This window comes from Brevundimonas sp. SGAir0440 (assembly GCF_005484585.1).
Taxonomy (GTDB): domain Bacteria; phylum Pseudomonadota; class Alphaproteobacteria; order Caulobacterales; family Caulobacteraceae; genus Brevundimonas.
In genome coordinates this window covers 1,742,901-1,764,055 of sequence record NZ_CP039435.1, presented here as the reverse complement: position 1 = coordinate 1,764,055, position 21,155 = coordinate 1,742,901, and the positions used below count along the sequence as shown (strand labels likewise).

Sequence of the window (21,155 nt, the reverse complement as noted above, 5' to 3'; positions counted from 1 at the left end):
TTGCCTTGCGGAGGCGGCGACATAGCCCGGTCGCCGCCCCCGCGCAAGCGCCTGTTTCAGATTCCGGCGGCGCGAACGCCTTCGGGCGTATCGGCTTCCGGGTCGCCCGGCAGCCAGGCGACGTGACCGTTGTAGATGTCCTGGTTGAGGATGCCCTCTTCCTTGGCGACCAGCACCGGCACCAGCATCTGTCCGGTGACGTTGGTCGCGGTGCGCATCATGTCGATGATCCGGTCGATGGCGACGATATAGCCGATGCCTTCCAGCGGCAGGCCGGCTGTCGACAGGGTCAGGGTCAGCATGACGATGCTGGTGCCGGGCACGCCGGCCGTTCCCAGCGACCCGAGCACCGCCGTCAGGCCGATCAGGACGTACTGGGTCAGCGTCAGATCAATCTTGAAATACTGAGCGATGAAGATCGAGGCGATGGCCGGATAGATGGCCCCGCACCCGTCCATCTTCACATTGGCCCCCAGGGGCACGGCGAAGGCGGCGTAGGCCTGGGGCACGCCCAGCCGTTCGACCGTCTGGCGAAGAGTGATCGGCAACGTCCCCAGCGAGGATGAGGTCGCAAATGCGGTCTGCTGGGCCGCGAAGGCGCCGCGGAAGAAGCTGGTCACCTTCAGGCCATGCACCTTCAGCAGGCCCGAATAGACGATCAGGATGTGGAACAGGCAGGCGGCGTAGATTGCCAGGATGAACTTCACCAGGGGCAGCAGCGCCTCCCAGCCGTAGCCGCCGACGACCGATCCGATCAGGCCGAACACGCCGATGGGCGTCAGCTGGATCACCCAGCGGGTGATGCGGAAAATGATGGCCGCGCCTTCATCCACCAGACGCCGAACGCCCTGCGCCCGGTCGCCCAGCGCCACCAGGGCCATGCCGACCAGGGCCGAGAAGAAGATTATCTGCAACACCTTGCCTTCGGCCAGGGCGGCGAACGGATTGGTCGGCACGACGCCGATCAAGACTTCCAACGGGGTCGGGATTATGCGCTCTTTAACCTCGCCCAGCGGCAGGTTGGACAGGCCGACGCCCGGATTGATGATGTGACCGAAGGCGAAGCCGACGAGCACAGCCAGCAGCGAGGTGATGGCGAACCAGGCGATGGTTCGCACCCCCAGCCGCACGGCCCCCGCCCCTTCCCCCAGCTTGGCGATGGAACTGGCGATGGTGAACAGCACCAGCGGCGCCACCACCATGCGGATCAGGTTCAGATAAACGTCGCCGATCGGCTGAAGCCAGGTCTCGGCACGCTCGCGCAGGATCAGCCCGGCGATGATGCCGAGGATGAAGCCGGCGGCGGTCCGCTGCCACAGCGGGATCTTGAAAAAGCGAGCGAGCATGACGGCACTTTCAACAGGGGTGCGCCAATCTGTCCATCGCCATGGCGATCCGCAACCGCAGCAGCGATCATTCAGCCGACAGATTTCCTGTCGGCTGGCTTCAGAATTTCAGCGCCCGCCGCACGTAGAAGTCGGAGAGGATGCCGTCGATCGCCTCTTCGACGTCCTCGAAAGCGTCGATCAGCACGTCCCCGCCCAGGTCTTCGACGGGTGTCGGCGTAAAGCCGAAGGTCGTCAGAATGCAGGGCATGCCGGCGTCCTTGGCGGCATCCGCGTCCGGCGCGGCGTCTCCCACCATGATGGCCCGTTCGGGATCACCGCCTGCGATCACGACGGCCTCCTTCAGATGGGCGCCCGAGGGCTTGCGCGCGCTGACCCGATCCGGGCCGACGATGGCGGCGAAATGTCGGGTCAAGTCCAGTTTGCCCAACAACAACTCCGACAGGTCCGAACGCTTGTTGGTAGCCACGACCAGGATAGCGCCCCGCTCGCTGAGCCGCTCCAGCGTCTCGACCACGCCCTCGAAGGGCTGCGAACCGTCGGCGATGTGGGCGGCGTAATCGACCAGGAACCGCTCGAACAGTTCGTCGGACTTGGCCCGCTCGACCGGCGCGCCGGCGGCTCCGAAGCCGTACACCAGCAGCGCCCGCGCGCCCGATCCGATCAAGGTCGCGGCGGACTCCATCGGCACGGGCGGCAGCCCCTCCTCAACCAGCATCCGGTTCAGCGTGCCGATCAGGTCCGGGGCGGAATCGACCAGCGTGCCGTCAAGGTCGAAGGCGATGGTCCAGCCTTCCAGGTCGCGATCGCTCATCCACATCTCCCGCTGGCCCGCATGATGGGCTAGATCGCAGGACGACTAGACTGCGAGACGATTCATGACCAGCCAGACGCGCGCCCGCGCCGCCATCATTCTCGCCGCCGGCCAGGGCACGCGGATGAAGTCGCCGCTGCCCAAGGTGCTGCACCCCGTCGCCCACCGCGCCATGCTGGACCACGCCATCGATGCGGCGGAAGGCCTGGGGTGCGAACGCATCGTCGTCGTGGTCGGCAATCACTCGCCGGAGGTCCGGGCCCATGTGGTCAAACGGCTGGGCGAGGCCGCCATTGCGGTCCAGGACCCGCCGCTAGGCACCGGACACGCGGTGCGCGCCGCCGAACAGGCGCTGGCCGGTTTCGATGGCGAGGTGGTCGTCACCTATGGCGACGTCCCTTTGCTGAAAGCCGCCGACATCGAGCCGGTTTTCAACGCGGATGGCGTCACCGTCATCGGGTTCGAGGCGCGCGATCCCGGCGCCTATGGCCGTCTGATCGTCGAAGGCGACACCCTGACCGCCATCACCGAGGCCAAGGAGGCGTCGGCCGAGATTCTCGCCATCACCGCCTGCAACTCGGGCGTCATGGCTGCGCCGGCCGCCCTGCTCTTCTCGTTGCTGGCCGAGGTGAAGAACGAAAACGCCAAGGGCGAATACTATCTGACGGATGTCGTCGCTCTGGCACGCCAGGGCGGCCACCCGACCCGCGCCGTCTTCGCCGCTGAGGACGCGGTAATGGGCGTCAACTCCCAGGCCGAGCTGGCTCAGGCCGAAGCCTTGTTCCAGCGTGTGCAACGCGACACCTTCCTGGCGGCCGGCGTGACGATGGCTGCGCCCGACACCGTTCATTTCGCCTGGGACACCCAGATCGGCGGCGGGGCCGTGATTGAACCCTTCGTGGTCTTCGGCCCTGGTGCGGTGATCGATGCCGGCGCGCGCATTCGCAGCTTCAGCCATATCGAGGGCGCGCGGGTCGCGGCCGGGGCCGAAGTCGGTCCTTACGCGCGCCTGCGTCCCGGCGCGGACCTAGCGACCGGGGTCAAGGTCGGCAACTTCGTCGAGGTCAAGAACGTGAAGATGGCGGAAGGCGCCAAGGCCAATCACCTGGCCTATCTAGGCGACGGGTCGGTCGGCGCGGGCGCCAACGTCGGCGCAGGGACCATCTTCTGCAACTACGACGGCTTCAACAAGGCGCAGACCCAGGTCGGCGCCGGAGCCTTCGTCGGATCGAACTCCAGCCTGGTGGCCCCGGTGGTCATCGGCGACGGCGCCCTGATCGCCTCCGGCTCTGTCATTACCGAGGACGTGCCCGCCCACGCCATGGCGTTCGGCCGCGCGCGCCAGACCGTCAAACCCGAGGCGGCGGCTGCCTTCCGTGTCCAAGCCGAAGCGAAGAAGGCTGCGAAATCCAAATGAGCGACCTCCAGAAGAAGAATGCCGGCGAGGCCGCCGCCGCCCACGTCGAGGCGGGCATGATCGTCGGCCTGGGCACCGGGTCCACCGCAGCCTGGTTCGTCAAGGCGTTGGCGGCGCGCAAGCTGCCCGACCTGCGCTGCGTGCCGACATCGGAGAAGACTGCAGACCTGGCGCGCGAACTCGGGCTGACGTTGTCGACGCTGGAAGACACGCCGCGCATTGACCTGACCGTGGACGGCGCCGACGAGATCGGGCCGGGCCTGGCGCTGATCAAGGGCGGCGGCGCGGCCCTGCTGCGCGAGAAGCTGGTGTGGGAGGCCTCAGCCCGCTGCATCGTCATCGCCGACGCGGCCAAGGTGGTGCCTGTGCTGGGGACCTTCCCCCTGCCGATCGAGGTCGTCGCCTTCGGTCACAAGACGACGGCCAACCGCATCGCCGATGTGCTGATCGACCACGACATCAACCAGCCGGCGCGCGTGCGTCAGGCTGATCGCGGCCTGATCCGCACCGACGGCGGCAATCTGATCTATGACGCGGGCTGCAAGGCGATCCACGATCCGGTCCGTCTGGCCGACGATCTGAAACTGATCACCGGTGTCGTGGAGCACGGCCTGTTCCTGGATCTCGCGGACCTCGCCATCATCGGCACGGACGAGGGCTTTGAGGAGCGTCTTCCCTAGGACACGCCCCGTCGGCTCAGCACCGCCGGGATCGTGCGCGCCAGGATCGCCAGATAGACGCCGATGGTGCGGTTTCTGACCAACCAGACATCCATCGCCACACGGCGCGGATAGGGCACGGCATTGCGCCCCGAGACCTGCCACAGGCCCGTCAGGCCCGGGCGCACCGCGCAGTAGTCGGCCAGTCGCCGTCCGTATCGCGCCGCCTCATCGATCACGATCGGTCGGGGGCCGACCAGAGACATCTCCCCCCTCAACACATTGATCAGCTGAGGCAGCTCATCAAAACTGGACCGTCGCAACACGCGGCCCAGCGACGTGACGCGCGGATCGTGCGTCAGCTTTCGCTTCGCCTGCCATTCCGGATCAGAGGCTGACGGCAAGGCTTGCTCAGCACCCAACGTCATCGAACGGAACTTCAGACAGTCGAACAGTCGGCCATCGCGCCCGATCCGCTGCTGGCGAAAGATCGCAGACCCTCCGTCCTGCGCCCTGACGCCCAGGGCGATGAAAACGAAGAGCGGCCAGGTCAGAAGCAGCCCTATCAGGGCGAACACGACATCCATGGCGCGGGTCGGGTCGAGACGAACGCGGCGTCGAGACGCAATGGCGTCGCGTGTCGACGTCACATCGCACCCGGCCAATTCCGATATCGACATTCAGCGCCCCCAAGCGTCACCATGACCTGGGATTGCACGGTTGGCAATCTTGGCGCGGCGCCAACACAGATTGCTCAGATCAGTCGCCGCCCCACCAACTCAGCGTGAAAGGCGTGGGACGACCGTTGACCGAAACCGTCCCGGTAACGACTGGCGTCTGATCGCCGAGATTCCGGCGCGCCGTCGCCAAAGCGCCCTGATCAATCCGCCCCGACAACTCCACCGGGCCCAAGCCGGGCACGGAGCCGCGCATCTGGATCCGATCGTCGGTCACGACATAGGCGCTCGGCAAGACCCTGGCCTCGCCTTGCGGCCCGGTCAGCGACAGGATCAGCGGCGGCGAAGCGCGGGACCCGCCCTCCCAGGCAGCGAAGGCCTCATCCTGTCCGATGAACAGCGATGCCACGGGCTGAATGGATGCCTCACCTGTCGGGCGATAGTCGCCCGAGATATCGCCGCTTAGACGATGTTGAAACGTCGCTTCCGGCGTCGACGTCGGTGTCGCAGCGTCGCGCCGCTCGCATGCCGCTAGGCTCAGCAAGCCCGCGACCGCGACGACCACCCATGAGGACTTCATCGATCGAGCGCCTGATCCAAGGCGCGGAACCCGGCGATGGCGATTTCGGTCGCACTGGTGAAGACCGACGGCGTGATCCGGTCGAAGGTGTCGCTTGGTCGGTGATAATCGGGATGATAGTCGACGCCCATGTACAGGAAGGGCACGCCCGCCTCGTGGAAGGCGCCATGATCAGAGGCGTCGACCCAGTTGTTCTCGCCCGTATCCTGCGGGGTGTCCTTGCCGAAGGCGAAGGACACCGCTCCGTTCGGCACAACGGCCTCCAGCACGGGGCGCAGATTGGGGTGCTGGTAGGTCCCGGTGACCCATAGATGGCCATCCGTTTCCGCCCGCGCCGTCATGTCGAAGTTCAGGTTCAGGCTGAGTGACGACAGGGGCACCGGAGGCGCCTTGACGAACTCGCGAGCGCCCAGCAGCCCCCGCTCCTCGCCGTCCAGCGCCACGATCAGCACGCTGTGTTCCGGCGGTTGGGCCTTCAGTCGGGCCGCCAGCTCCAGCATCGTCGCCACGCCCGAGGCATTATCGTCGGCGCCGTGGAAGATCTGGCCGTCATTGACGCCGACATGGTCGTAGTGGGCCGTCACGACGATATAGCGGTCGGCGACGCGGGTTCCGGGGATCAGGCCGACGATGTTGACGCCGCTGAAGGTCTTCACCCCCTCGCGCGTGCGGCCCGGCGCCTCGAACCGCTGCAAACGCCCGAACGGCGGGGCCTGAACGCCCATGGCCTCCAATCGCGAGACGATGTAGGCGCGTGCCCGCTTGCCGCCTTCCGAGCCTGTGTCGCGGCCTTGCATGTCGTCGGCGGACAGGATGCGAACGTCCTCCAGCAGTTGGCTGGAAACCGGCGCGACGGCGCTCGGAGCAGTCGGCGCCGTTGCGGGAACGGCGGCGCAGCCGCTGACGATCAGGGCGGCGCCAGCGACGAAGAGGCAGAGGGTCGAACGAGTCATACAGGCTCCGATAAGGACGCGCGAACCTAGCGAAGAGCGGACGGCGCGTCAGCCTACGGTTCTGTCATCATCGGCTTTGCGCGATGCACGGGCGGCGCGTCAGATGATATGACGACGGCCATGGCCAACGCGATTCCTCTCGAAGTCCCCGTCGAAGACCTCACCGCCGAAACGGCCGCCGAGGCCTTGGCTTGGCTGGCCGCCGAAATGGCCCGTCACGACGCGCTGTACAACGAGGCGACGCCCGAGATTTCCGACGCCGACTACGACGCCATGCGTGCGCGCAACCTGGCGATCGAAACCGCCTTCCCTGATCTGGTCCGCCCCGACTCGCCGTCGAACAAGGTTGGAGCCGCCGCCTCAACCCAGTTCGCCGAGGTGCGCCACGGCGTGCCCATGCTGTCGCTGGACAACGCTTTCGACGAGGGCGAGGTGCGCGATTTCGTCGCCCGGATCACCCGTTTCCTGAAACTGCCCGCCGACAAACCGATTGCCTTCGTCGCCGAGCCCAAGATCGACGGCCTGTCCGCCAATCTGCTCTATGTCGATGGAAGACTGACGATCGGCGCCACGCGGGGCGATGGCCGCGCGGGCGAGGACGTCACCGCCAATCTGAACACCATCGCCGATGTGCAACAGACTTTGGCCGGCGACGACTGGCCCGACCGGATCGAGGTGCGTGGCGAAGTCTATGCGCCCAACGACGCCTTCGCCGCCTTCAACGCCGCCGCCGAGGCCGAAGGGCGCCGCACCTACGCCAACCCCCGCAACTTCGCCGCCGGCTCCCTGCGCCAGAAGGACGCCCGGATCACCGCCAAACGTCCGCTGAACTTCTTCGCCTACGCCTGGGGCGAACACTCCAGCGACTTCGCCGAGACCCAGTGGGACGCCCTGCAAAAGCTCAAGGCCTGGGGGTTCCCCGTCAACGCCCGCTCGCGCCGGGTCGAGGGCGCCGAGGGCCTGATCGCCGTCTATCGTGAGCTGGAACGCGATCGCGCGACCCTGGGCTATGACATCGACGGCGTGGTCTACAAGGTGGATCGCATCGACTGGCAACGCCGGCTGGGCTTCGTCGCCCGCAGCCCCCGGTGGGCCATCGCCCACAAATTTCCGGCCCAGCAGGCCACCACTGTGCTGGAGGGCATCGACATCCAGGTCGGCCGCACCGGCTCCCTGACCCCCGTCGCCCGGTTGCATCCCGTCACCGTCGGCGGTGTCGTGGTGCGCAACGCCACCCTGCACAATGAAGACGAGATCGAGCGTCTGGATGTCCGCATCGGCGACACCGTCCGCCTGCAACGCGCCGGCGATGTCATCCCCCAGATCCTGGGCGTGGTCCCGGAGTTACGTCCCGCCGACGCCGTCCCCTATGCCTTCCCTGAACACTGCCCCGTCTGCGGCTCGGAAGCCGTGCGCGAAGGCGACGAGGTCAAGCGTCGCTGCACCGGTGGCCTGATCTGCGACGCCCAGATCGTCGAACGGCTGAAGCATTTCGTCGGCCGCCGCGCCTTTGACATCGAGGGTCTGGGCGAGAAACAGTTGATCGCCTTCAATGCGCGCGGCTGGATCAAGGAGCCGGCCGACATCTTCCGTCTGGCGCGCGACGAGGCGCGGTTGAAGGCGCTGGAACGCGACGACGGTTATGGCGAGACGAGCATCCGCAATCTGGTCGCCGGCATCGACGCCCGCCGCGTCATTTCGCTGGACAGATTCCTGTTCGGCTTGGGAGTCCGCGACATCGGCGAACAGACGTCCATCGTCCTGGCCCGCGCCTTCGAGAGCTGGCCCGCGCTGAAGGCCGCCTGCCTCCAGGCCGCTTCGGGTGTGCCGTCCGACGCCTGGACCGAACTGGCCGCCGCCCACGCCATATCGCCCCGCGTCCTGGCCCTGATGGCCGAGGCTAAGCCCCCCGCCGTCGATCCCTGGCCCGAGGCGACGATGGACATGAAGATCAGCCAGGCCTTCCCCGGCATGGCCGCCCCGGCCCGCCGGTCTCTGGCGACGATGGCGAACGACTGGTCCGGGCTGGTCGAACTGGCCCGTGTCGCGCGCGAGGACGGTCCGTCCGAAATCCTGAACCAGATCGCCGGCGTCACCGGGGTCGGCCCCGTCGCGGCGGAGGCCCTGGCCCACTTCTTCCACGAGCCGCACAATCTGAGGGTCGTAGAGGCTTTGGAAGCCGAACTGACCCAGATCCTCGACGCCGAACGCCCCAAGTCCGACACGGCGGTCGCCGGCAAGACCGTCGTCTTCACCGGCGCCCTAGAGCGCTTCACCCGCGACGAGGCCAAGGCCCGCGCTGAAAGCCTGGGCGCCAAGGTGTCGGGTTCGGTGTCGAAAAAGACCGACTATCTCGTCGCCGGCCCCGGAGCAGGCTCAAAGCTCAAGGACGCCGAGAAACATGGCGTCCATGTGCTGACCGAGGACGAATGGCTCGCCCTTATCGGCGACGGAAGTTGACCTAAGGGTCGGTTTTCGTTGGCGATCGCCGGGGTTTAGGCCTTGTTTTCAACCGAAACCGCGATCAACGTCCGCTTCAATGGGCGGTGCGACCGACCCGACGAAAGGGAACGACTATGAAGATCAAGATCATGCTGGCCGCGGCGGCCCTGGCGGGCGCCCTCGCCTCTCCGGCCCTGGCGGGCGACCCGACCGGCCTGTGGCAGACGCCGACGAATGGCGGTCAGGTACGGATCGCGCGCTGCGGCCAAGCGCTGTGCGGCACGCTGGTGACCTCGGACCACATTCGCCGGGACGCGAATGCGCGCGACGCCAACAATCGCGACGCCTCGCTGCGGAACCGCACCTTGCGCAATCTGCCCATGCTTACGGGCTTCACCGGCGGTCCGACGGAATGGCGCAACGGCTCGGTCTATAACCCGGCCGACGGCGGCACCTATCGCGGCACCATCACCATGACGAACGACAACAGCCTGCGTCTGCGCGGCTGCATCGTGGCTCCGCTCTGCAAGACCCAGACCTGGACCCGCATCCAGTAGGATCAGGGACGCCCCACATATGAAAGGCCCGGCCGGAGCGATCCGACCGGGCCTTTTTAATTTGGCTTGTAGCTCAGCGATTCAGCGCCGCCCGCGCCGCCTCGGCGTAGCGATGCCCTGTCGCTGCGCCCTTGGGGAAGACGTCCTCGATCCGGGCGAGGTCCTCAGGCGTCAGAACGACGTCCACGGCCGCCGCATTCTGCTCAAGAGTCGCGATCCGACGTGTGCCGGGGATCGGGATCAGATCCTCGCCTTGCGCCAGCACCCAGGCCAGCGCCAGTTGAGCGGCGGTTATGCCCTTGTCCGACGCAATGGCCTTCACGGCCTCGACCAGATCCAGGTTCTTCTGGAAGTTCTCGCCCATGAAACGCGGATTGGTGCGGCGGAAGTCGTCCGCGTCCAGGTCATCAATCGCGGTGATGTCGCCCGACAGGAAGCCGCGGCCCAGCGGGCTGTAGGGCACGAAACCGATGCCCAGTTCGCGCACGACCGAGAACAGTTCGTCCTCCGGTTCGCGGCTCCACAGTGAGTATTCCGTCTGCAGCGCCGTGATCGGATGGGTCGCATGCGCCTTGCGCAGGGTGTCGGGCGCGGCCTCGGACAGACCCAGGAAGCGGACCTTGCCCTCCTTCACCAGTTCCGCCATCGCCCCGACGGTCTCTTCGATCGGCGTGTCCGGATCGACGCGGTGCAGATAGTAGAGATCGACGTGGTCCACGCCGAGGCGTTGCAGGCTCCCTTCAATGGCGCGACGGACGTTGGCCGGGCTGCCGTCGGTCATCAGCCTGGTGCGGTCGGCATTGTAGTTGATGCCGAATTTGGTGGCGATGAAGGCCTGGTCGCGCCGGTCCTTCAGCGCCTTGCCGACCAGCACCTCGTTGGTGTGGGGGCCGTACATCTCTGCGGTGTCGAACAGGGTGATGCCCAGATCGAGCGCGCGATGAATGACGGAGATGGACTGGGCCTCGTCGGCGCCGCCGTAGAAGGCGCTCATGCCCATGCAGCCCAGGCCAATGGCCGAAACCTCGGGGCCGTTCGCACCCAGCTTGCGCGTCTTCATCGGGGCCTTCTCCTGTCGATGTGGGGATCGGCCTAAAAACGGATAGGACGGCCGACGATCAGGAGATGGTCGCGGCGACGGCGGGCTGCAAGCCCGGCCGCGCTTTGCGATGGTACCGCCTCTCAGGCTTGAACTGAGGACCTCCGGTTCCACAAACCGGCGCTCTAACCAACTGAGCTAAGGCGGCCCGCGCATCGCGAGGCGCGTTCTCTACCGGGCCTGCGGCAGGCGATCAAGCGCCTTCCTCATATTTCGTCAGGAGATTTCGCGGGTGACCGCCCAAACAAAAACGCCCCGAAGATTGCTCTCCGAGGCGTCTTGTCTGTTGCCGTGACGATCACCCGAGGGTGAAGGGCACCCGGACGCGGAAGGTCGCGTCTTGAGCGGCGCCATCGACGGTCCGCGGGGACAGTTGTCCACGCTGAACCACCCGAATGGCGGCGCGGCCGAAGCCCATTCCGGCAGGCTCTTCGGACACCACGCGGCAGTTCGCCGGAGATCCGTTGGAGCGCGCCGTGCACTCGACCGTAGCCGAACCGCTGATTTCACGCTCCAGCGCACGCGCCGGGAAGTCATCAGCTGTCGGGCGCGGTTGGCGCGACCACTGAACGTTCGTGATCGTCGACGGACGCGGCGGAGCCGGGGGTGCGGGCGGAGGCGGCGGTCCAGGAATATTGACGGGCGGACCCGTGTATTCAACCCGATCTTCCTTCTTCGTCGGCGTGATGTTGACCGGCGGAGGGGGAACGATGTTCGGGACCGGAGCCGGCACGCGCACCTGAAGCTTCGGCGGCGGAGGCGTATCCGTCGGCGGAGGCGGCGGGGGCGGAGGCGGCGGAGGCGGCGGAACCGGCTCGACCAACTCGACCTCGACGGACTCGTCGACGTAGTTGAACTCCTTCAGCTTGAACTTGGACTGCTGAACAAAGAAGATCAGCAACGCGAACAAGATGCTGACCACCATCAGGCAGACGATCAGCACGGGGTAGGACACCCCCATGAAGCCCTTCTTCTTGGGTACGTCGTAGCGACTGCGATGATATTCGACGTCTGTCATACTATCTCCGCATCCTAACTCGTCGCCTGGTCTTCGCCGACCAGCGCAACGCTATAGAAGCCGTTATCCTGCAGCGCATTCATGACCTGCATGAAGTCGCCGTAACGGGTGTTCTGGTCGCCCCGAATGAAGATCCGCTCATCGGCCGGGTTCCGGGATCCGATCTGTTTTTTCAGATCTTCACCCAGGGCTCCGACGTCGGTCCGGAAATCGCCCACATAGACGTCGCCGTCATTCTGGATCGAAATATAGACCGGCTTGGGCGGGTTCGGGGCCGCCTTGGCGACGGCGATTGGCAACTCAACAGGCACCGACACGGAGGCTAGCGGAGCCGCCACCATGAAGATGATGAGCAGAACCAGCATGATATCAACGAAAGGCGTAACGTTGATATCACTGTTGGCCTGAGGCAGGTTGCCAGCGCCGCCCGATTTAATCTTGGCGGCCATCCGTCTTACGCCCCCTTGTCGAGCTGACGCGAGATGCCGTTCAGCAGCTCAGCGGCGAAGCCGTCGGCGCGCGTGCCGTAAGCAGCGATGCGGGTGTTGAAGTAGTTGTAGAACACAACGGCAGGGATAGCGGCGAACAGACCGATACCGGTGGCCAGCAGAGCCTCAGCGATACCCGGAGCCACGACGGCCAGGTTGGTCGTGTTCGACTGGGCGATACCGATGAAGGAGTTCATGATGCCGTAAACGGTGCCGAACAGACCGACGAACGGACCGATCGAGCCGACCGACGCCAGGAACTGCTGGCCGCCCGACAGGCGCAGGGCCAGACCGGATTGGACGGCGGCGACAGCCGACTGGGCGCGGGCCATGGCCGAGTCGAGGTGATCACCGGTGACCGACAGACCCGATTGACGCGACAGTTCGATTTCCTCGGTGGCGGCGGCGGCCATGTCGGCCAGCGGGTTGCCGTCGAACTCTTCCTGAGTCGAGACAGCGCGCATGTCAGCGATGGTGCGGGCGCCGCGGAAGTTCTCGAGGAAGTTGTCGGTCTTGCGGTTCAGAGCGCCGAACTCGAACAGCTTGATGAGCAGCAGGGTCCACGACAGGATCGAGGCCAGCAGCAGGCCGGCCATGACGACCTTAACGACGACCGTGGCTTCCATGAACATGGAGATCGGGGTGATGTCGCCGTGACCGCCGCCGACGGCGTCGTTCACCGTTGCGGGGTCAGCTTCGCCGGCAGCCGGAGCGGCGGCTGCGGGAGCCGCAGTCGAGGCGGCCGGGGTGGGCTCGGCCGGGGCCTGGGCCAGGACCGGCGAGCTCGCCATCAGCGCGGCGGCGCCGGCCATGGCGAGAAGGATATTCGTCTTTTTGCTGTTCAGCATAATTCGCCAGTTCCTGCTTGGTCTGACTCGTGGAACCAAAGGTGCGGCCATAGTCAGCGACCGCCCCCCAACCTGAAATGTTTCCTTCAACGCGCCCGTCCTTTCGAGGATCAGAGCTCGCTGAAATCTTCGGTGGAGATCGAAACGGTCGCCCGCCTCGTCTCCGCTGGTCGAACCTTCGGAGACACGTCTCCGGCGATCCGCATTAACGTCTTCTTGCGAAGGCGCCTCAACCCTTTGACGAACCCTTACCGGAGCGTCAAGGGACAAGAGGGGCTTTTAACCCGTCGAGAGACATGGAGAAAAGTTCCACCAACCGGCGCATTAGAGTGCAGCCGCGCGACATTTTGATGATGATCTGACGTCAGATGAAGCAAGTTTGTTCAAAACGGCCATCCTGAGCGCGATCATTTCCCGATATGGCGAATTGTAGGGCTGATCGCTGCAGGCTGGCTTAAACCCAAGGGCGGCGCAAAGGCCGCAGCGCAGGGTCATGCGTTCAAAACAATCGATTTTTACGGTGTGGGAAAAGATGGTGCCTGGAGGCGGGTTCGAACCACCGACACGCGGATTTTCAATCCGCTGCTCTACCAGCTGAGCTATCCAGGCGCCGACGCGACGTCGCGACGTCGCGAGAGGCGGGTCTATAGGGGAGGCTTTTCCGCCTGTCCAGCGCCCAATCCGTCCTTTTCGTCATCATCTTGCGCACCCTCGTCCAGGGCGACCGGAATGGCATAGGCGCCGGTGAACCAGCGCTGAAGATCGACGTCGGAACAGCGGCGTGAGCAGAAGGGCTTATACTTGGGATCGGCGTCGGCCTTGCGGCAGATGGGACAGGAAGCCACGGCTTAACCCTCTTCTATTCGTCCGCGCCCTGGCGGGATCGCGGCATCGGCCTGGATCACCGCTCGCGGTCCCAGATAGGACGCCAGTGGATCAGCGATCAGGGCTTCTTCGGGCGCGCAACGCGCGGTGATGCGTGGCGATAAGGTATCGGCCAGAAGCTGTCGCCGCAAAGCGCGTACGACAGATATGGCCCGCGTCTGAACCGAGGGCCGTCGGCCAGCGTCGAGCAGAAGCTCCTCGAGCGGCGTGCGACGCCAGGGAAGCGACATCTGCAACAGGCCGAATCGACTGACGGGTCCGAAGACGGCCTGGGGTTCATGACCGAACGCGGCCCGCGCGACTTTGGACTGCGCCTCGGCGTCCTGACCGTCCCCGACCATGTCGATGACGACCAGGCCGCCCCAGTTCCGCAAGCCGATCAGCCGCGCCGCCTGTTTCACCCCCTCGCGATTCGCAGCCGCCCTGGCCTGTTTCGGATCACGACCGGGGGTGGACGTGAAGTCGATGTCCACGGCCACTAAGGCGCGCGTGCGTTCGACGGCGAGATCGATTCCATGCGAGGCGAAAACGATCGAATGAGCCAGAGCCTCCTCCTCCGCCTCGACCACGGCGTCGATAGCGGCGATGCCGGTGACCGATTCCGCGCCGGGCGCGAGCTCGCGCAACTGTTCGGCGATGGTGGGTGCGGGCTGAATCAGGCGGGGCGTCCCCTCCCCCGGTCCTACATACCGAACTGCCGCCCCTTTCCCGGCACGAGGTTCGGCGGTGACGACGACTTCCATCCGCTGGCCTTGGGTAATTCGGTCGTTTCTCGGGAAGGGCAGAAAGGCGGCGGTCGGTGCGGCGATATCGACGAAGGCGCCGCGCAAGCCGGGGTTCACCTCGATGACACGCCCCACCGAGCGGGCGCCGAGCCGGGTCTGCGCCACATCATCGTCGCGGTGGATCAGAAGATGGGTGTAGTGGCCGTCGCGCATGATGGCGGCACGCGTCTCGCCAGGCGTCTCGTCGAGGAAGACCCCGACTGCGCCGCTCATGAACGCCAGCCGACGCCGTGCAGAAGCCGGACGGCCTCATAGACGGGCAGGCCCATCACGGACGGATGGCTGCCGACGATGCGCTGGATGAAGGCGGCCGCCGGGCCTTGGATGCCATAGCCGCCGGCCTTGCCGCGCCAGTCGCCCGTGGCGACGTAGGATGCGATCTCGTGGTCCGACAAGGGTTTGAAGGTCACGCGGGTTTCGTTGACGCGCGACGATAGTTTTCCGTCGCGCCAGACGGCGACGCCGGTGAAGACGCGGTGATTGCGGCCGGACAGCAGTTTCAGAAAGCGTGTCGCCTCGGCCTCGTCCGCCGCCTTCTCCAGAAAACGACGCCCGACAGCGACAACCGTATCCGCGGCGATGACCACCGCCTCGGGGCGGCGCTCTGCGACAACCTGCGCCTTCGAGGTGGCGAGTCGTTCGGCCAGACGCGGCGGGGTCTCGCCCTTCAGAGGCGTCTCGTCGATGTCGGCGGGATCGATATGGTCGGGCGTGATCCCGACCTGCGCCAGCAGTTCGATGCGGCGCGGGCTGGCCGAAGCCAGCACCAGTTCGGGGCGACCCGCAGCCACTTACTTGAAGCGATAGGTGATGCGACCCTTGGTCAGGTCGTAGGGGGTCATTTCGACCAGCACCTTGTCGCCGGCCAGGACGCGGATGCGGTTCTTGCGCATCTTGCCGGCGGTGTGGGCGATGATCTCGTGGTCGTTCTCGAGCGTCACGCGGAAGGTGGCGTTCGGCAGCAGTTCGCTGACGGTGCCGGGAAACTCGAGCAGTTCTTCCTTAGCCATGCGGCCTCTCACGCCCGTTGAATATGCGTTCGACCCCACGCCGGGCGGGCGCGAGGGGCGGAATGGACGGGCCTAATGCCCGAAAACACAGAGATAGTCGAGGTCAGCCGCGACGGTAGAGGGCGCAGAGCAATGTAAACAGGCGCCGCGACGTCTCGTGATCGACCACGATCTTGCCGTCCAACCGCGTCTTCAGCTGCTCGGCCCCTTCGTTGTGAAGGCCGCGCCGGCCCATGTCGACCGATTCGATCTGGCTGGCCGAGGATCCGCGCAGCGCCTCATAGTAGCTGTCGCAGATCATCAGATAGTCTTTGATCACACCCTTCAGCGGCGTCAGGCTGATGGCGTAGGTGCGCGTGAAGTTGTCGCCGTCGATGTCGAACACCAGACGATTGTCCTGAAGCGACAGCTTCAGCCTGTAGGGTCCGCCCTCGGCGCCGACAGGCTCGAAGCTGTTCTTCTCGACCAGATCAAAGATGGCGACGCGACGCTCGTGCTCGATCTCGGCCGTCGCCGCCGGCAGGGTCGCGGCGTCCAGTTCGACCGAGGCCAGCTTATGATCGGCGCTCATGCCGCAGTCCCTTCGTCCAGTTCGGGCGTGTCCAGGTGGGTCGGCGCGATCCGTGCAGGCCAGCGGTCGGAAATGTCCGTGACCACGGCGTCCAGACATTCCACGTCGATTCGCAGATCACCGCCGCCGGCGAACATCAGGATGACGCGCCCGCTCAGGTCCTCGGTCGGAATGAAGTCGAGCGCGAGCAGTTCGAGCGAGGCGTCGGGACTGCGCGACAGTCGACGGCTCTTGACCGCCAGAACGTCGCCGAACTGCATGGCGCACATCACCCGCGTCCCGCCGCACTCCCAGCAGAAGCGGCTGAAGGCGATGGTCAGGGTCCGGGCCGCCTTTTCCCAGACGATATCGACGGGCCGCAGGATGGCGTCCTGGAGCGCGGCGGAGATGATCTGAAGATCGTCGGCATCCTCGGCCAACAGACGCAGCGGTTCGACCGGCGCCTTGGCTTCGGAGATGACGCCGTCGATCTCAGTGCTCATCACCTGTTCCCTTTATGCGGCGGATGTCGGCTCCGCATGCGCCGAGCTTTTCTTCCAAACGCTCGAAACCGCGATCCAGATGATAGACGCGTCCGACCGTCGTTTCGCCCTCGGCGACAAGGCCCGCGATGACCAGGCACATCGAGGCCCGAAGATCCGTGGCCATAACCTGTGCGCCGTGCAGAACTTCGACGCCGGTGACGTGCGCCTCTCCGGCATGAACCGAAATGTCGGCGCCCAGTCGCGCCAACTCCGGCACATGCATGAAGCGGTTTTCAAAGATCGTCTCGCGAACCGTGCTGACGCCTTCCGCCGTCGTCATCAGCGCCATGAACTGGGCCTGCAGATCGGTGGCGAAGCCCGGATAGATGGCCGTCTCGACATCCACGGCCTTCAGGCGCTGCTTGGGGTCGCGCTCGATCAGCACGCCGTCGGCGGTCGGCGAGACCTCGACGCCCGCCTCGACCATCTTGTCGGTCAGCGAACCGATCAATTCGGCCCGCGCCTTGGTCAGGCGCACCTCTCCGCCCGCCATGGCGGCGGCGACGGCGTAGGAGCCCATCTCGATCCGGTCGGGAATCACCGACCAGGTCGTCCCGTTCAGCGACGAGACGCCGGTGATGGTCAGGACGTCGGTGTCGATTCCCTCGATCCTGGCGCCCATGGCCGTCAGACAGTGGGCCAGATCGCCGATCTCGGGTTCGCGCGCCGCACGGCGCAGGACGGTCGTGCCCTCAGCCAACACGGCGGCCAGAAGCGCATGTTCGGTGGCGCCGACCGAAACGAAGGGGAACTCGATCTCGGCGCCTTTCAGACCCTTGGGCGCGCGGGCGGTGACATAGCCTTCGTCCAGCTCGATCTCGGCGCCTAGCGCCGTCAGCGCCTGCAGGTGCAGATCGACCGGACGCGCGCCGATGGTGCAGCCGCCCGGCAGCGAGACCTTGGCCTCGCCGGTGCGCGCCAGCAGCGGCCCCAGCACATTGAACGAGGCCCGCATCTGGCGCACCAGATCATAGGGGGCGAAGGTCGAGGTCAGGCCCTTGGCGTGAAACAGGCTCTCCTGCCCGTCCGCGCCGTCACGCTCGGTCACTTCGATGCCGAACTGGCGCAGCAACTGACCCAGGAACCGGGTGTCGGCCAGACGCGGCATATTGGTCAGCAGCAAGGGCTGATCCGTCAGGATCGAGGCGGCCATCAGCTTGATGGCGGAGTTCTTGGCGCCGCTGACGGGAATGTCCCCGAAAAGCTGGGCGCCGCCCTGAATGGCGATGCTGTCCATGACGTCCTTAAGCGCGCCCGAGGCCAACGCCTCGGGGGGAAGGTTCTCTAGCAAGCCGGCGGGCGCTTGCCAAAGGGCTGCGTGATCGCGAGCCGATGACTTTCAGTTGCTGTCGCGTGGCGCGGCCGGCGTCCGCGCCGGCGCCTTGCGCCGCCGCAGATTGGCCCGGAGCGCCGAGGCCAGCCGCATGGCCTTTTCCGCCTTAGCCCGCGCTTTCTCGAATTCAGGCCCCGATTCGACGATCGGCGTCGCCTGCGCGGCGGCGGAGGGCGTATCGGCGTCATGCGGCATGCGAGTCATGGTGCGATGATGCCGTGATCACGGGCCATGTCCAAACTTTCTTTCAGATCGTCAAAAAGCCGCTTCCATCCCCGGAAGGGTTTGGCTATACGGCCGCTTCCTCAGTCGGGGCCGCCGTAGCTCAGTGGTAGAGCGCATCCTTGGTAAGGCTGAGGTCGTGGGTTCGATTCCCCCCGGCGGCACCATCTGAGACTTGAAAAGGCCCGGCTTTCGCCGGGCCTTTTCGATCTTCCAGAGCGGACGGAAAAGTCTTCAGTCGTAGCCGTAAAGGCCGCGGCGATAGGGATCGCGGTCATCCGCATCGCCGTCTTTGCTCCAGCTGAACCCCATCGACATCGACTTGGTCGTAGTGTCGGCCCCATAGCCTCGACCGCGCCAGCCGCCGCCATAGGGCGAGTAGAAGCCCGGTCCGCGCAGACCATAGCCGCCGTAGCCGTATCCCCAAGGTTCGTTGCGGCCTTCGCGGTAGGCGAGGTCCAGGCGACCGTTCTCGCCGACAGGCAAGGAAACGGCCGCGCCATAGCTGCGATAGCCGCCTGTGCCGATTCCGGCCTCGACCATGCCATGCATCTTGCGCTCGGCCGGGGCGCCCGGCTCTGCGCTTTCGTCGAAGGTTGCGCCCGGCGTGCGCGCGCTGATCCAGTTCTGGATCTGCTGTTCGGTGGTCAGGCCGTGCGGGGCGGCGTCCTGAGCCGTCGGCGCAGTCAACGACGCCTCAGGCGCCGCCGCCAGGGCCTGAGCCAGGGTGGGCGCGTTTGTCGGCGCCGTAGTGACCACGCCGTCCGGATCACCGTCCGACGCCGCCAGAGCCACACCCGCCAAGAGACTTGCGATCAGCATAGGCCACCTCCGTTCGATATCATCCTAGCACAGCGATTGAGGCCAAGGTCAGGCGATGCCGTCGCCGCGGTTGAGGGGGTCCGGCAGAGCCTCGCCCTCGGCTACGAAACTGAGGGCGACCGAGTTGATGCAATAGCGGTTTCCGGTGGGCGGCGGGCCGTCTGGGAAGACGTGACCCTGGTGGCTGCCGCAGCGGGCGCATTGGGTCTCGATCCGGATCATGCCGTAGCTGGTGTCGCGGATCGCGTGGACGTGCGCTTCATCGACCGGCTGGGTGAAGCTGGGCCAGCCGGTGCCGCTTTCGAACTTGGTTCCGCTCTTGAACAACGGCAGGCCGCATTCGCGGCAGCAGAAGACGCCGGCCCGCTTCTCGCCCAGCAGCGTGCCGCAGAAGGGCGCCTCAGTGCCATGGGAGAGCAGGACGCGCTTTTCCTCGGGGTTCAGATCGGCTTCGAGCCGGGCGCGTTCTTCGGCGTTCGGCGGGGTCAGGTCATAGCCCGACGGCGAACGGAGGGATTCGGAGGTTTGGGCGAGATCGGTCATGGACTGCAAATAAGAAGGGCGGGCCAAGGGTTCCACCCCTGCCCGCCCCTCGTTCATTCGACCGACCGGTCCTTACTTATTGGAACAGCGTCCCGACCCAGGCGCGCACGGCCGCCTCGTCCGTCGCCGATCCGGTATAGGCAAGGCCCTGTGCCGGGGTGAAGGGCGCATCGTTGCCGCGTTGGCGCGTGGTCCAGGCCTTATGACCATAGGTCAGCTCGGCATAGTTCGACGGCAGGCGCAGAACGGTCGGCTCGATGAAGATCGAATCCTCGGCCGTCACCGATCCGGCGAGGCGCACGTTCGGCAGGCGCGTCAGCAGGTCCAGCGTATCCAGGCACCCGCTGGTGCAGCCGCCGTCGACCAAGACCACGACCGGACCCGCCACGGGGTTTGCCGCGCCCGCGTCCGCCACCGACGGGCGACCGGGCATTGTGAAGGTCGGCTGATTGGCGGCCAGGGCCGAATCGAAGGCGGCGACGATGGCCTGGGTCTGTTCGATGACCGGGCCGGATTCAGCGACGAAGCGCGGGTCGGCCTGCATGCGCGCCAGGGTGTTGGCGAACCACTGACGGTTTGCGGGCGTGGCGCGGTAGGTGATTGAGCCGGCTTCAGGCTGACGGCTGACGGTGAACTCGGGCGTCCAGATGCGGTTGGCCAGGCCATAGCCCTTGCCCGTCGCATTCAGCGAAGCGCCGTTTGCGCCGCGCAGATCGATGACCAGCCCCTGCGCGCCGCGAATGGCGGGCAGTTGGGCTTCGACAGCGGCGTAGAAGGCGTCCCATCCGGCGTCGTCAGCCAGGGTGTGAACATTGATCCACGGACGGCCATCGACCGTCTCGACCGACAAAGGATTGGCGCCCGGCGTGTAGACGGTGGCGCGATAGGCGGCTTCCAGGCTGGCGGCGTCGGCCGGCTGGGGCTGCATCTGGAAGTCGCGATCACGACGGCCGACCTTGAAGGTGCACAGCGAGGGCACGCCGCCGGTGAAGGGATTGTTGCGGTTCCACAGCAGATAGGGCGCGGTGCGGACACGTCCGGCTTCCGTCGTCAGGTCGCCTTCCCACCGGTCCAGCCGCTCTTCGGCCAACTGGGCGGCGGTCTTGTCGCCGCACTTGACCAGGGTCGCCCCGAGCGGCGGCACGTTGCGAACGCCGGGCTTCACATAGGAGACGACATATTCGCCGTTGCGCCACGCCGTGGTCACGCCCGGCCAGCTGGTCGCGAAGAAGGGACCGAGGCCTTCGTAGGTCGGGCGAATCGCGATGTTCGAATCGCGAAAGCCATTGGCGTAGTAGCGCATCAGATAGGCGTGGCTGTCGCCGCTGTTCACGCGGCCAACCTTGCCTTGCGCATCCGTCAGGCCGGCATCGATCCAGCTGCGAAACGCTTCGCTGGGCGCGCCGGGAATCACGGCGGCGGGGTGGTTGGCGGCAAGGGCGTCATGCGCGGCCTGAAGGTCCTGTTGCGCCAGAGCGCGAAAATCCTGTGCGACAGCGGCGCCGGCGGCGACGGTCAGCGACAGAACGGCGGCCGAAGCGGCGGCGATCATTCGGTTCATG

24 protein-coding genes and 3 tRNA genes are annotated in these 21,155 nt (G+C 66.0%); 5 read left to right on the top strand and 22 right to left on the bottom strand.

What is annotated here, in order from left to right; genetic code table 11:
• Positions 1 to 56: 56 nt before the first annotated feature.
• Together E7T10_RS08660 and E7T10_RS08655 are read right to left on the bottom strand one after the other, a co-directional pair.
• Positions 57 to 1,346: a dicarboxylate/amino acid:cation symporter gene (locus E7T10_RS08660; protein WP_137721486.1), complete on the bottom strand. Its 1,290-nt coding sequence runs from the start codon at positions 1,344 to 1,346 to the stop codon at positions 57 to 59.
• 100 nt (positions 1,347 to 1,446) lie between these two features.
• Positions 1,447 to 2,160 (bottom strand): HAD-IA family hydrolase, encoded by a 714-nt coding sequence (locus E7T10_RS08655; RefSeq protein ID WP_137721485.1) that lies wholly within the window; start codon positions 2,158 to 2,160, stop codon positions 1,447 to 1,449.
• A 64-nt stretch (positions 2,161 to 2,224) separates the two neighbouring features.
• Here E7T10_RS08655 and glmU point away from each other — a divergent pair, with 64 nt between their 5' ends.
• Both glmU and rpiA read left to right on the top strand, forming a co-directional pair.
• The gene (gene glmU / locus E7T10_RS08650; protein WP_137721484.1) at positions 2,225 to 3,577 is read left to right on the top strand and encodes a bifunctional UDP-N-acetylglucosamine diphosphorylase/glucosamine-1-phosphate N-acetyltransferase GlmU; all 1,353 of its coding nucleotides are present in this window, start codon (positions 2,225 to 2,227) and stop codon (positions 3,575 to 3,577) included.
• Positions 3,574 to 4,257, top strand: a complete 684-nt coding sequence (rpiA, locus tag E7T10_RS08645; protein WP_137721483.1) for a ribose-5-phosphate isomerase RpiA — start codon at positions 3,574 to 3,576, stop codon at positions 4,255 to 4,257. Before glmU ends, rpiA begins: the two co-directional genes overlap by 4 nt.
• Here the strand turns inward: rpiA and E7T10_RS08640 are convergent.
• The 3 genes from E7T10_RS08640 to E7T10_RS08630 form a co-directional block, all read right to left on the bottom strand.
• Positions 4,254 to 4,916 carry a sugar transferase gene (locus E7T10_RS08640; protein WP_210416072.1) on the bottom strand — a complete coding sequence of 221 codons (663 nt, stop codon included), beginning with the start codon at positions 4,914 to 4,916 and terminating at the stop codon, positions 4,254 to 4,256. The two genes, rpiA and E7T10_RS08640, sit on opposite strands and share 4 nt — an antisense overlap.
• A 79-nt stretch (positions 4,917 to 4,995) precedes the next feature.
• Entirely contained in the window at positions 4,996 to 5,478 is a 483-nt protein-coding gene (locus tag E7T10_RS08635; protein WP_246845973.1) for a hypothetical protein, read from the bottom strand.
• 11 nt (positions 5,479 to 5,489) lie between these two features.
• Positions 5,490 to 6,446 carry a M28 family peptidase gene (locus tag E7T10_RS08630; protein WP_137721481.1) on the bottom strand — a complete coding sequence of 319 codons (957 nt, stop codon included), beginning with the start codon at positions 6,444 to 6,446 and terminating at the stop codon, positions 5,490 to 5,492.
• Between the two features lie 120 nt (positions 6,447 to 6,566).
• On the opposite strand from E7T10_RS08630, the gene ligA reads away from it, so the two are divergent.
• Entirely contained in the window at positions 6,567 to 8,906 is a 2,340-nt protein-coding gene (gene ligA / locus E7T10_RS08625) for an NAD-dependent DNA ligase LigA (RefSeq protein ID WP_210416071.1), read from the top strand.
• Positions 8,907 to 9,022: 116 nt separating this feature from the next.
• The gene (locus tag E7T10_RS08620; RefSeq protein ID WP_091747281.1) at positions 9,023 to 9,445 is read left to right on the top strand and encodes a DUF2147 domain-containing protein; all 423 of its coding nucleotides are present in this window, start codon (positions 9,023 to 9,025) and stop codon (positions 9,443 to 9,445) included.
• A gap of 73 nt (positions 9,446 to 9,518) precedes the next feature.
• Here the strand turns inward: E7T10_RS08620 and E7T10_RS08615 are convergent, their stop codons facing one another.
• The 14 genes from E7T10_RS08615 to E7T10_RS08550 form a co-directional block, all read right to left on the bottom strand.
• Positions 9,519 to 10,505: an aldo/keto reductase gene (locus E7T10_RS08615; protein WP_137721479.1), complete on the bottom strand. Its 987-nt coding sequence runs from the start codon at positions 10,503 to 10,505 to the stop codon at positions 9,519 to 9,521.
• A 110-nt stretch (positions 10,506 to 10,615) separates the two neighbouring features.
• Positions 10,616 to 10,692: transfer RNA gene (locus tag E7T10_RS08610), tRNA-His, on the bottom strand.
• A gap of 150 nt (positions 10,693 to 10,842) precedes the next feature.
• The gene (locus E7T10_RS16070) at positions 10,843 to 11,562 is read right to left on the bottom strand and encodes an energy transducer TonB (protein WP_017505195.1); all 720 of its coding nucleotides are present in this window, start codon (positions 11,560 to 11,562) and stop codon (positions 10,843 to 10,845) included.
• Positions 11,563 to 11,576: 14 nt separating this feature from the next.
• A complete protein-coding gene (locus E7T10_RS08600) occupies positions 11,577 to 12,011 on the bottom strand; it encodes a biopolymer transporter ExbD (protein ID WP_017505196.1) in 435 nt (144 codons plus the stop codon).
• Between the two features lie 5 nt (positions 12,012 to 12,016).
• The gene (locus tag E7T10_RS08595; protein ID WP_017505197.1) at positions 12,017 to 12,898 is read right to left on the bottom strand and encodes a MotA/TolQ/ExbB proton channel family protein; all 882 of its coding nucleotides are present in this window, start codon (positions 12,896 to 12,898) and stop codon (positions 12,017 to 12,019) included.
• 533 nt (positions 12,899 to 13,431) lie between these two features.
• Positions 13,432 to 13,507 (bottom strand) — tRNA-Phe (locus tag E7T10_RS08590).
• Positions 13,508 to 13,542: 35 nt separating this feature from the next.
• Positions 13,543 to 13,743 (bottom strand): DNA gyrase inhibitor YacG, encoded by a 201-nt coding sequence (locus E7T10_RS08585; protein WP_137721478.1) that lies wholly within the window; start codon positions 13,741 to 13,743, stop codon positions 13,543 to 13,545.
• 3 nt (positions 13,744 to 13,746) lie between these two features.
• Positions 13,747 to 14,781 carry a ribonuclease E/G gene (locus E7T10_RS08580; RefSeq protein ID WP_137721477.1) on the bottom strand — a complete coding sequence of 345 codons (1,035 nt, stop codon included), beginning with the start codon at positions 14,779 to 14,781 and terminating at the stop codon, positions 13,747 to 13,749.
• Positions 14,778 to 15,359 (bottom strand): nucleoside triphosphate pyrophosphatase, encoded by a 582-nt coding sequence (locus E7T10_RS08575; RefSeq protein ID WP_137721476.1) that lies wholly within the window; start codon positions 15,357 to 15,359, stop codon positions 14,778 to 14,780. The genes E7T10_RS08580 and E7T10_RS08575 overlap by 4 nt, the downstream gene beginning before the upstream one ends.
• The gene (gene infA / locus E7T10_RS08570; RefSeq protein ID WP_008261544.1) at positions 15,360 to 15,578 is read right to left on the bottom strand and encodes a translation initiation factor IF-1; all 219 of its coding nucleotides are present in this window, start codon (positions 15,576 to 15,578) and stop codon (positions 15,360 to 15,362) included.
• 103 nt (positions 15,579 to 15,681) lie between these two features.
• Entirely contained in the window at positions 15,682 to 16,149 is a 468-nt protein-coding gene (locus E7T10_RS08565) for a UPF0262 family protein (protein WP_039247308.1), read from the bottom strand.
• Positions 16,146 to 16,631: a DUF2948 family protein gene (locus E7T10_RS08560; RefSeq protein WP_017505202.1), complete on the bottom strand. Its 486-nt coding sequence runs from the start codon at positions 16,629 to 16,631 to the stop codon at positions 16,146 to 16,148. Before E7T10_RS08560 ends, E7T10_RS08565 begins: the two co-directional genes overlap by 4 nt.
• Positions 16,621 to 17,910, bottom strand: coding sequence for a UDP-N-acetylglucosamine 1-carboxyvinyltransferase (murA, locus tag E7T10_RS08555; RefSeq protein ID WP_137721475.1), 1,290 nt, complete (start codon positions 17,908 to 17,910; stop codon positions 16,621 to 16,623). Before murA ends, E7T10_RS08560 begins: the two co-directional genes overlap by 11 nt.
• 102 nt (positions 17,911 to 18,012) lie before the next feature.
• Complete coding sequence (locus E7T10_RS08550; protein ID WP_246845972.1) at positions 18,013 to 18,201, bottom strand: hypothetical protein; 189 nt, start codon at positions 18,199 to 18,201, stop codon at positions 18,013 to 18,015.
• Positions 18,202 to 18,320: 119 nt separating this feature from the next.
• Between E7T10_RS08550 and E7T10_RS08545 the strand changes: the two genes are divergently transcribed.
• Positions 18,321 to 18,395: transfer RNA gene (locus E7T10_RS08545), tRNA-Thr, on the top strand.
• 67 nt (positions 18,396 to 18,462) lie between these two features.
• Here the strand turns inward: E7T10_RS08545 and E7T10_RS08540 are convergent.
• From E7T10_RS08540 to E7T10_RS08530, 3 genes are all read right to left on the bottom strand, one after another.
• Complete coding sequence (locus E7T10_RS08540) at positions 18,463 to 19,050, bottom strand: hypothetical protein (RefSeq protein ID WP_210416070.1); 588 nt, start codon at positions 19,048 to 19,050, stop codon at positions 18,463 to 18,465.
• A 48-nt stretch (positions 19,051 to 19,098) separates the two neighbouring features.
• The gene (gene msrB / locus E7T10_RS08535; RefSeq protein ID WP_045811309.1) at positions 19,099 to 19,593 is read right to left on the bottom strand and encodes a peptide-methionine (R)-S-oxide reductase MsrB; all 495 of its coding nucleotides are present in this window, start codon (positions 19,591 to 19,593) and stop codon (positions 19,099 to 19,101) included.
• Positions 19,594 to 19,669: 76 nt separating this feature from the next.
• Positions 19,670 to 21,154: a hypothetical protein gene (locus E7T10_RS08530; protein ID WP_137721473.1), complete on the bottom strand. Its 1,485-nt coding sequence runs from the start codon at positions 21,152 to 21,154 to the stop codon at positions 19,670 to 19,672.
• Position 21,155: the final 1 nt, after the last annotated feature.

Coding starts and splice junctions, on each gene's coding strand:
- rpiA (WP_137721483.1), top strand. CDS start 3,574: ATGAGCGACCTCCAGAAGAAGAATGCCGGCGAGGCCGCCGCCGCCCAC.
- infA (WP_008261544.1), bottom strand. CDS start 15,578: ATGGCTAAGGAAGAACTGCTCGAGTTTCCCGGCACCGTCAGCGAACTG.
- ligA (WP_210416071.1), top strand. CDS start 6,567: ATGGCCAACGCGATTCCTCTCGAAGTCCCCGTCGAAGACCTCACCGCC.
- glmU (WP_137721484.1), top strand. CDS start 2,225: ATGACCAGCCAGACGCGCGCCCGCGCCGCCATCATTCTCGCCGCCGGC.
- E7T10_RS08660 (WP_137721486.1), bottom strand. CDS start 1,346: ATGCTCGCTCGCTTTTTCAAGATCCCGCTGTGGCAGCGGACCGCCGCC.
- E7T10_RS08600 (WP_017505196.1), bottom strand. CDS start 12,011: ATGGCCGCCAAGATTAAATCGGGCGGCGCTGGCAACCTGCCTCAGGCC.
- E7T10_RS08640 (WP_210416072.1), bottom strand. CDS start 4,916: ATGTCGATATCGGAATTGGCCGGGTGCGATGTGACGTCGACACGCGAC.
- msrB (WP_045811309.1), bottom strand. CDS start 19,593: ATGACCGATCTCGCCCAAACCTCCGAATCCCTCCGTTCGCCGTCGGGC.
- E7T10_RS08565 (WP_039247308.1), bottom strand. CDS start 16,149: ATGAGCGCCGATCATAAGCTGGCCTCGGTCGAACTGGACGCCGCGACC.
- E7T10_RS08630 (WP_137721481.1), bottom strand. CDS start 6,446: ATGACTCGTTCGACCCTCTGCCTCTTCGTCGCTGGCGCCGCCCTGATC.
- murA (WP_137721475.1), bottom strand. CDS start 17,910: ATGGACAGCATCGCCATTCAGGGCGGCGCCCAGCTTTTCGGGGACATT.
- E7T10_RS08550 (WP_246845972.1), bottom strand. CDS start 18,201: ATGCCGCATGACGCCGATACGCCCTCCGCCGCCGCGCAGGCGACGCCG.
- E7T10_RS08615 (WP_137721479.1), bottom strand. CDS start 10,505: ATGAAGACGCGCAAGCTGGGTGCGAACGGCCCCGAGGTTTCGGCCATT.
- E7T10_RS08620 (WP_091747281.1), top strand. CDS start 9,023: ATGAAGATCAAGATCATGCTGGCCGCGGCGGCCCTGGCGGGCGCCCTC.
- E7T10_RS08540 (WP_210416070.1), bottom strand. CDS start 19,050: ATGCTGATCGCAAGTCTCTTGGCGGGTGTGGCTCTGGCGGCGTCGGAC.
- E7T10_RS08580 (WP_137721477.1), bottom strand. CDS start 14,781: ATGAGCGGCGCAGTCGGGGTCTTCCTCGACGAGACGCCTGGCGAGACG.
- E7T10_RS08655 (WP_137721485.1), bottom strand. CDS start 2,160: ATGAGCGATCGCGACCTGGAAGGCTGGACCATCGCCTTCGACCTTGAC.
- E7T10_RS08560 (WP_017505202.1), bottom strand. CDS start 16,631: ATGAGCACTGAGATCGACGGCGTCATCTCCGAAGCCAAGGCGCCGGTC.
- E7T10_RS16070 (WP_017505195.1), bottom strand. CDS start 11,562: ATGACAGACGTCGAATATCATCGCAGTCGCTACGACGTACCCAAGAAG.
- E7T10_RS08530 (WP_137721473.1), bottom strand. CDS start 21,154: ATGAACCGAATGATCGCCGCCGCTTCGGCCGCCGTTCTGTCGCTGACC.
- E7T10_RS08595 (WP_017505197.1), bottom strand. CDS start 12,898: ATGCTGAACAGCAAAAAGACGAATATCCTTCTCGCCATGGCCGGCGCC.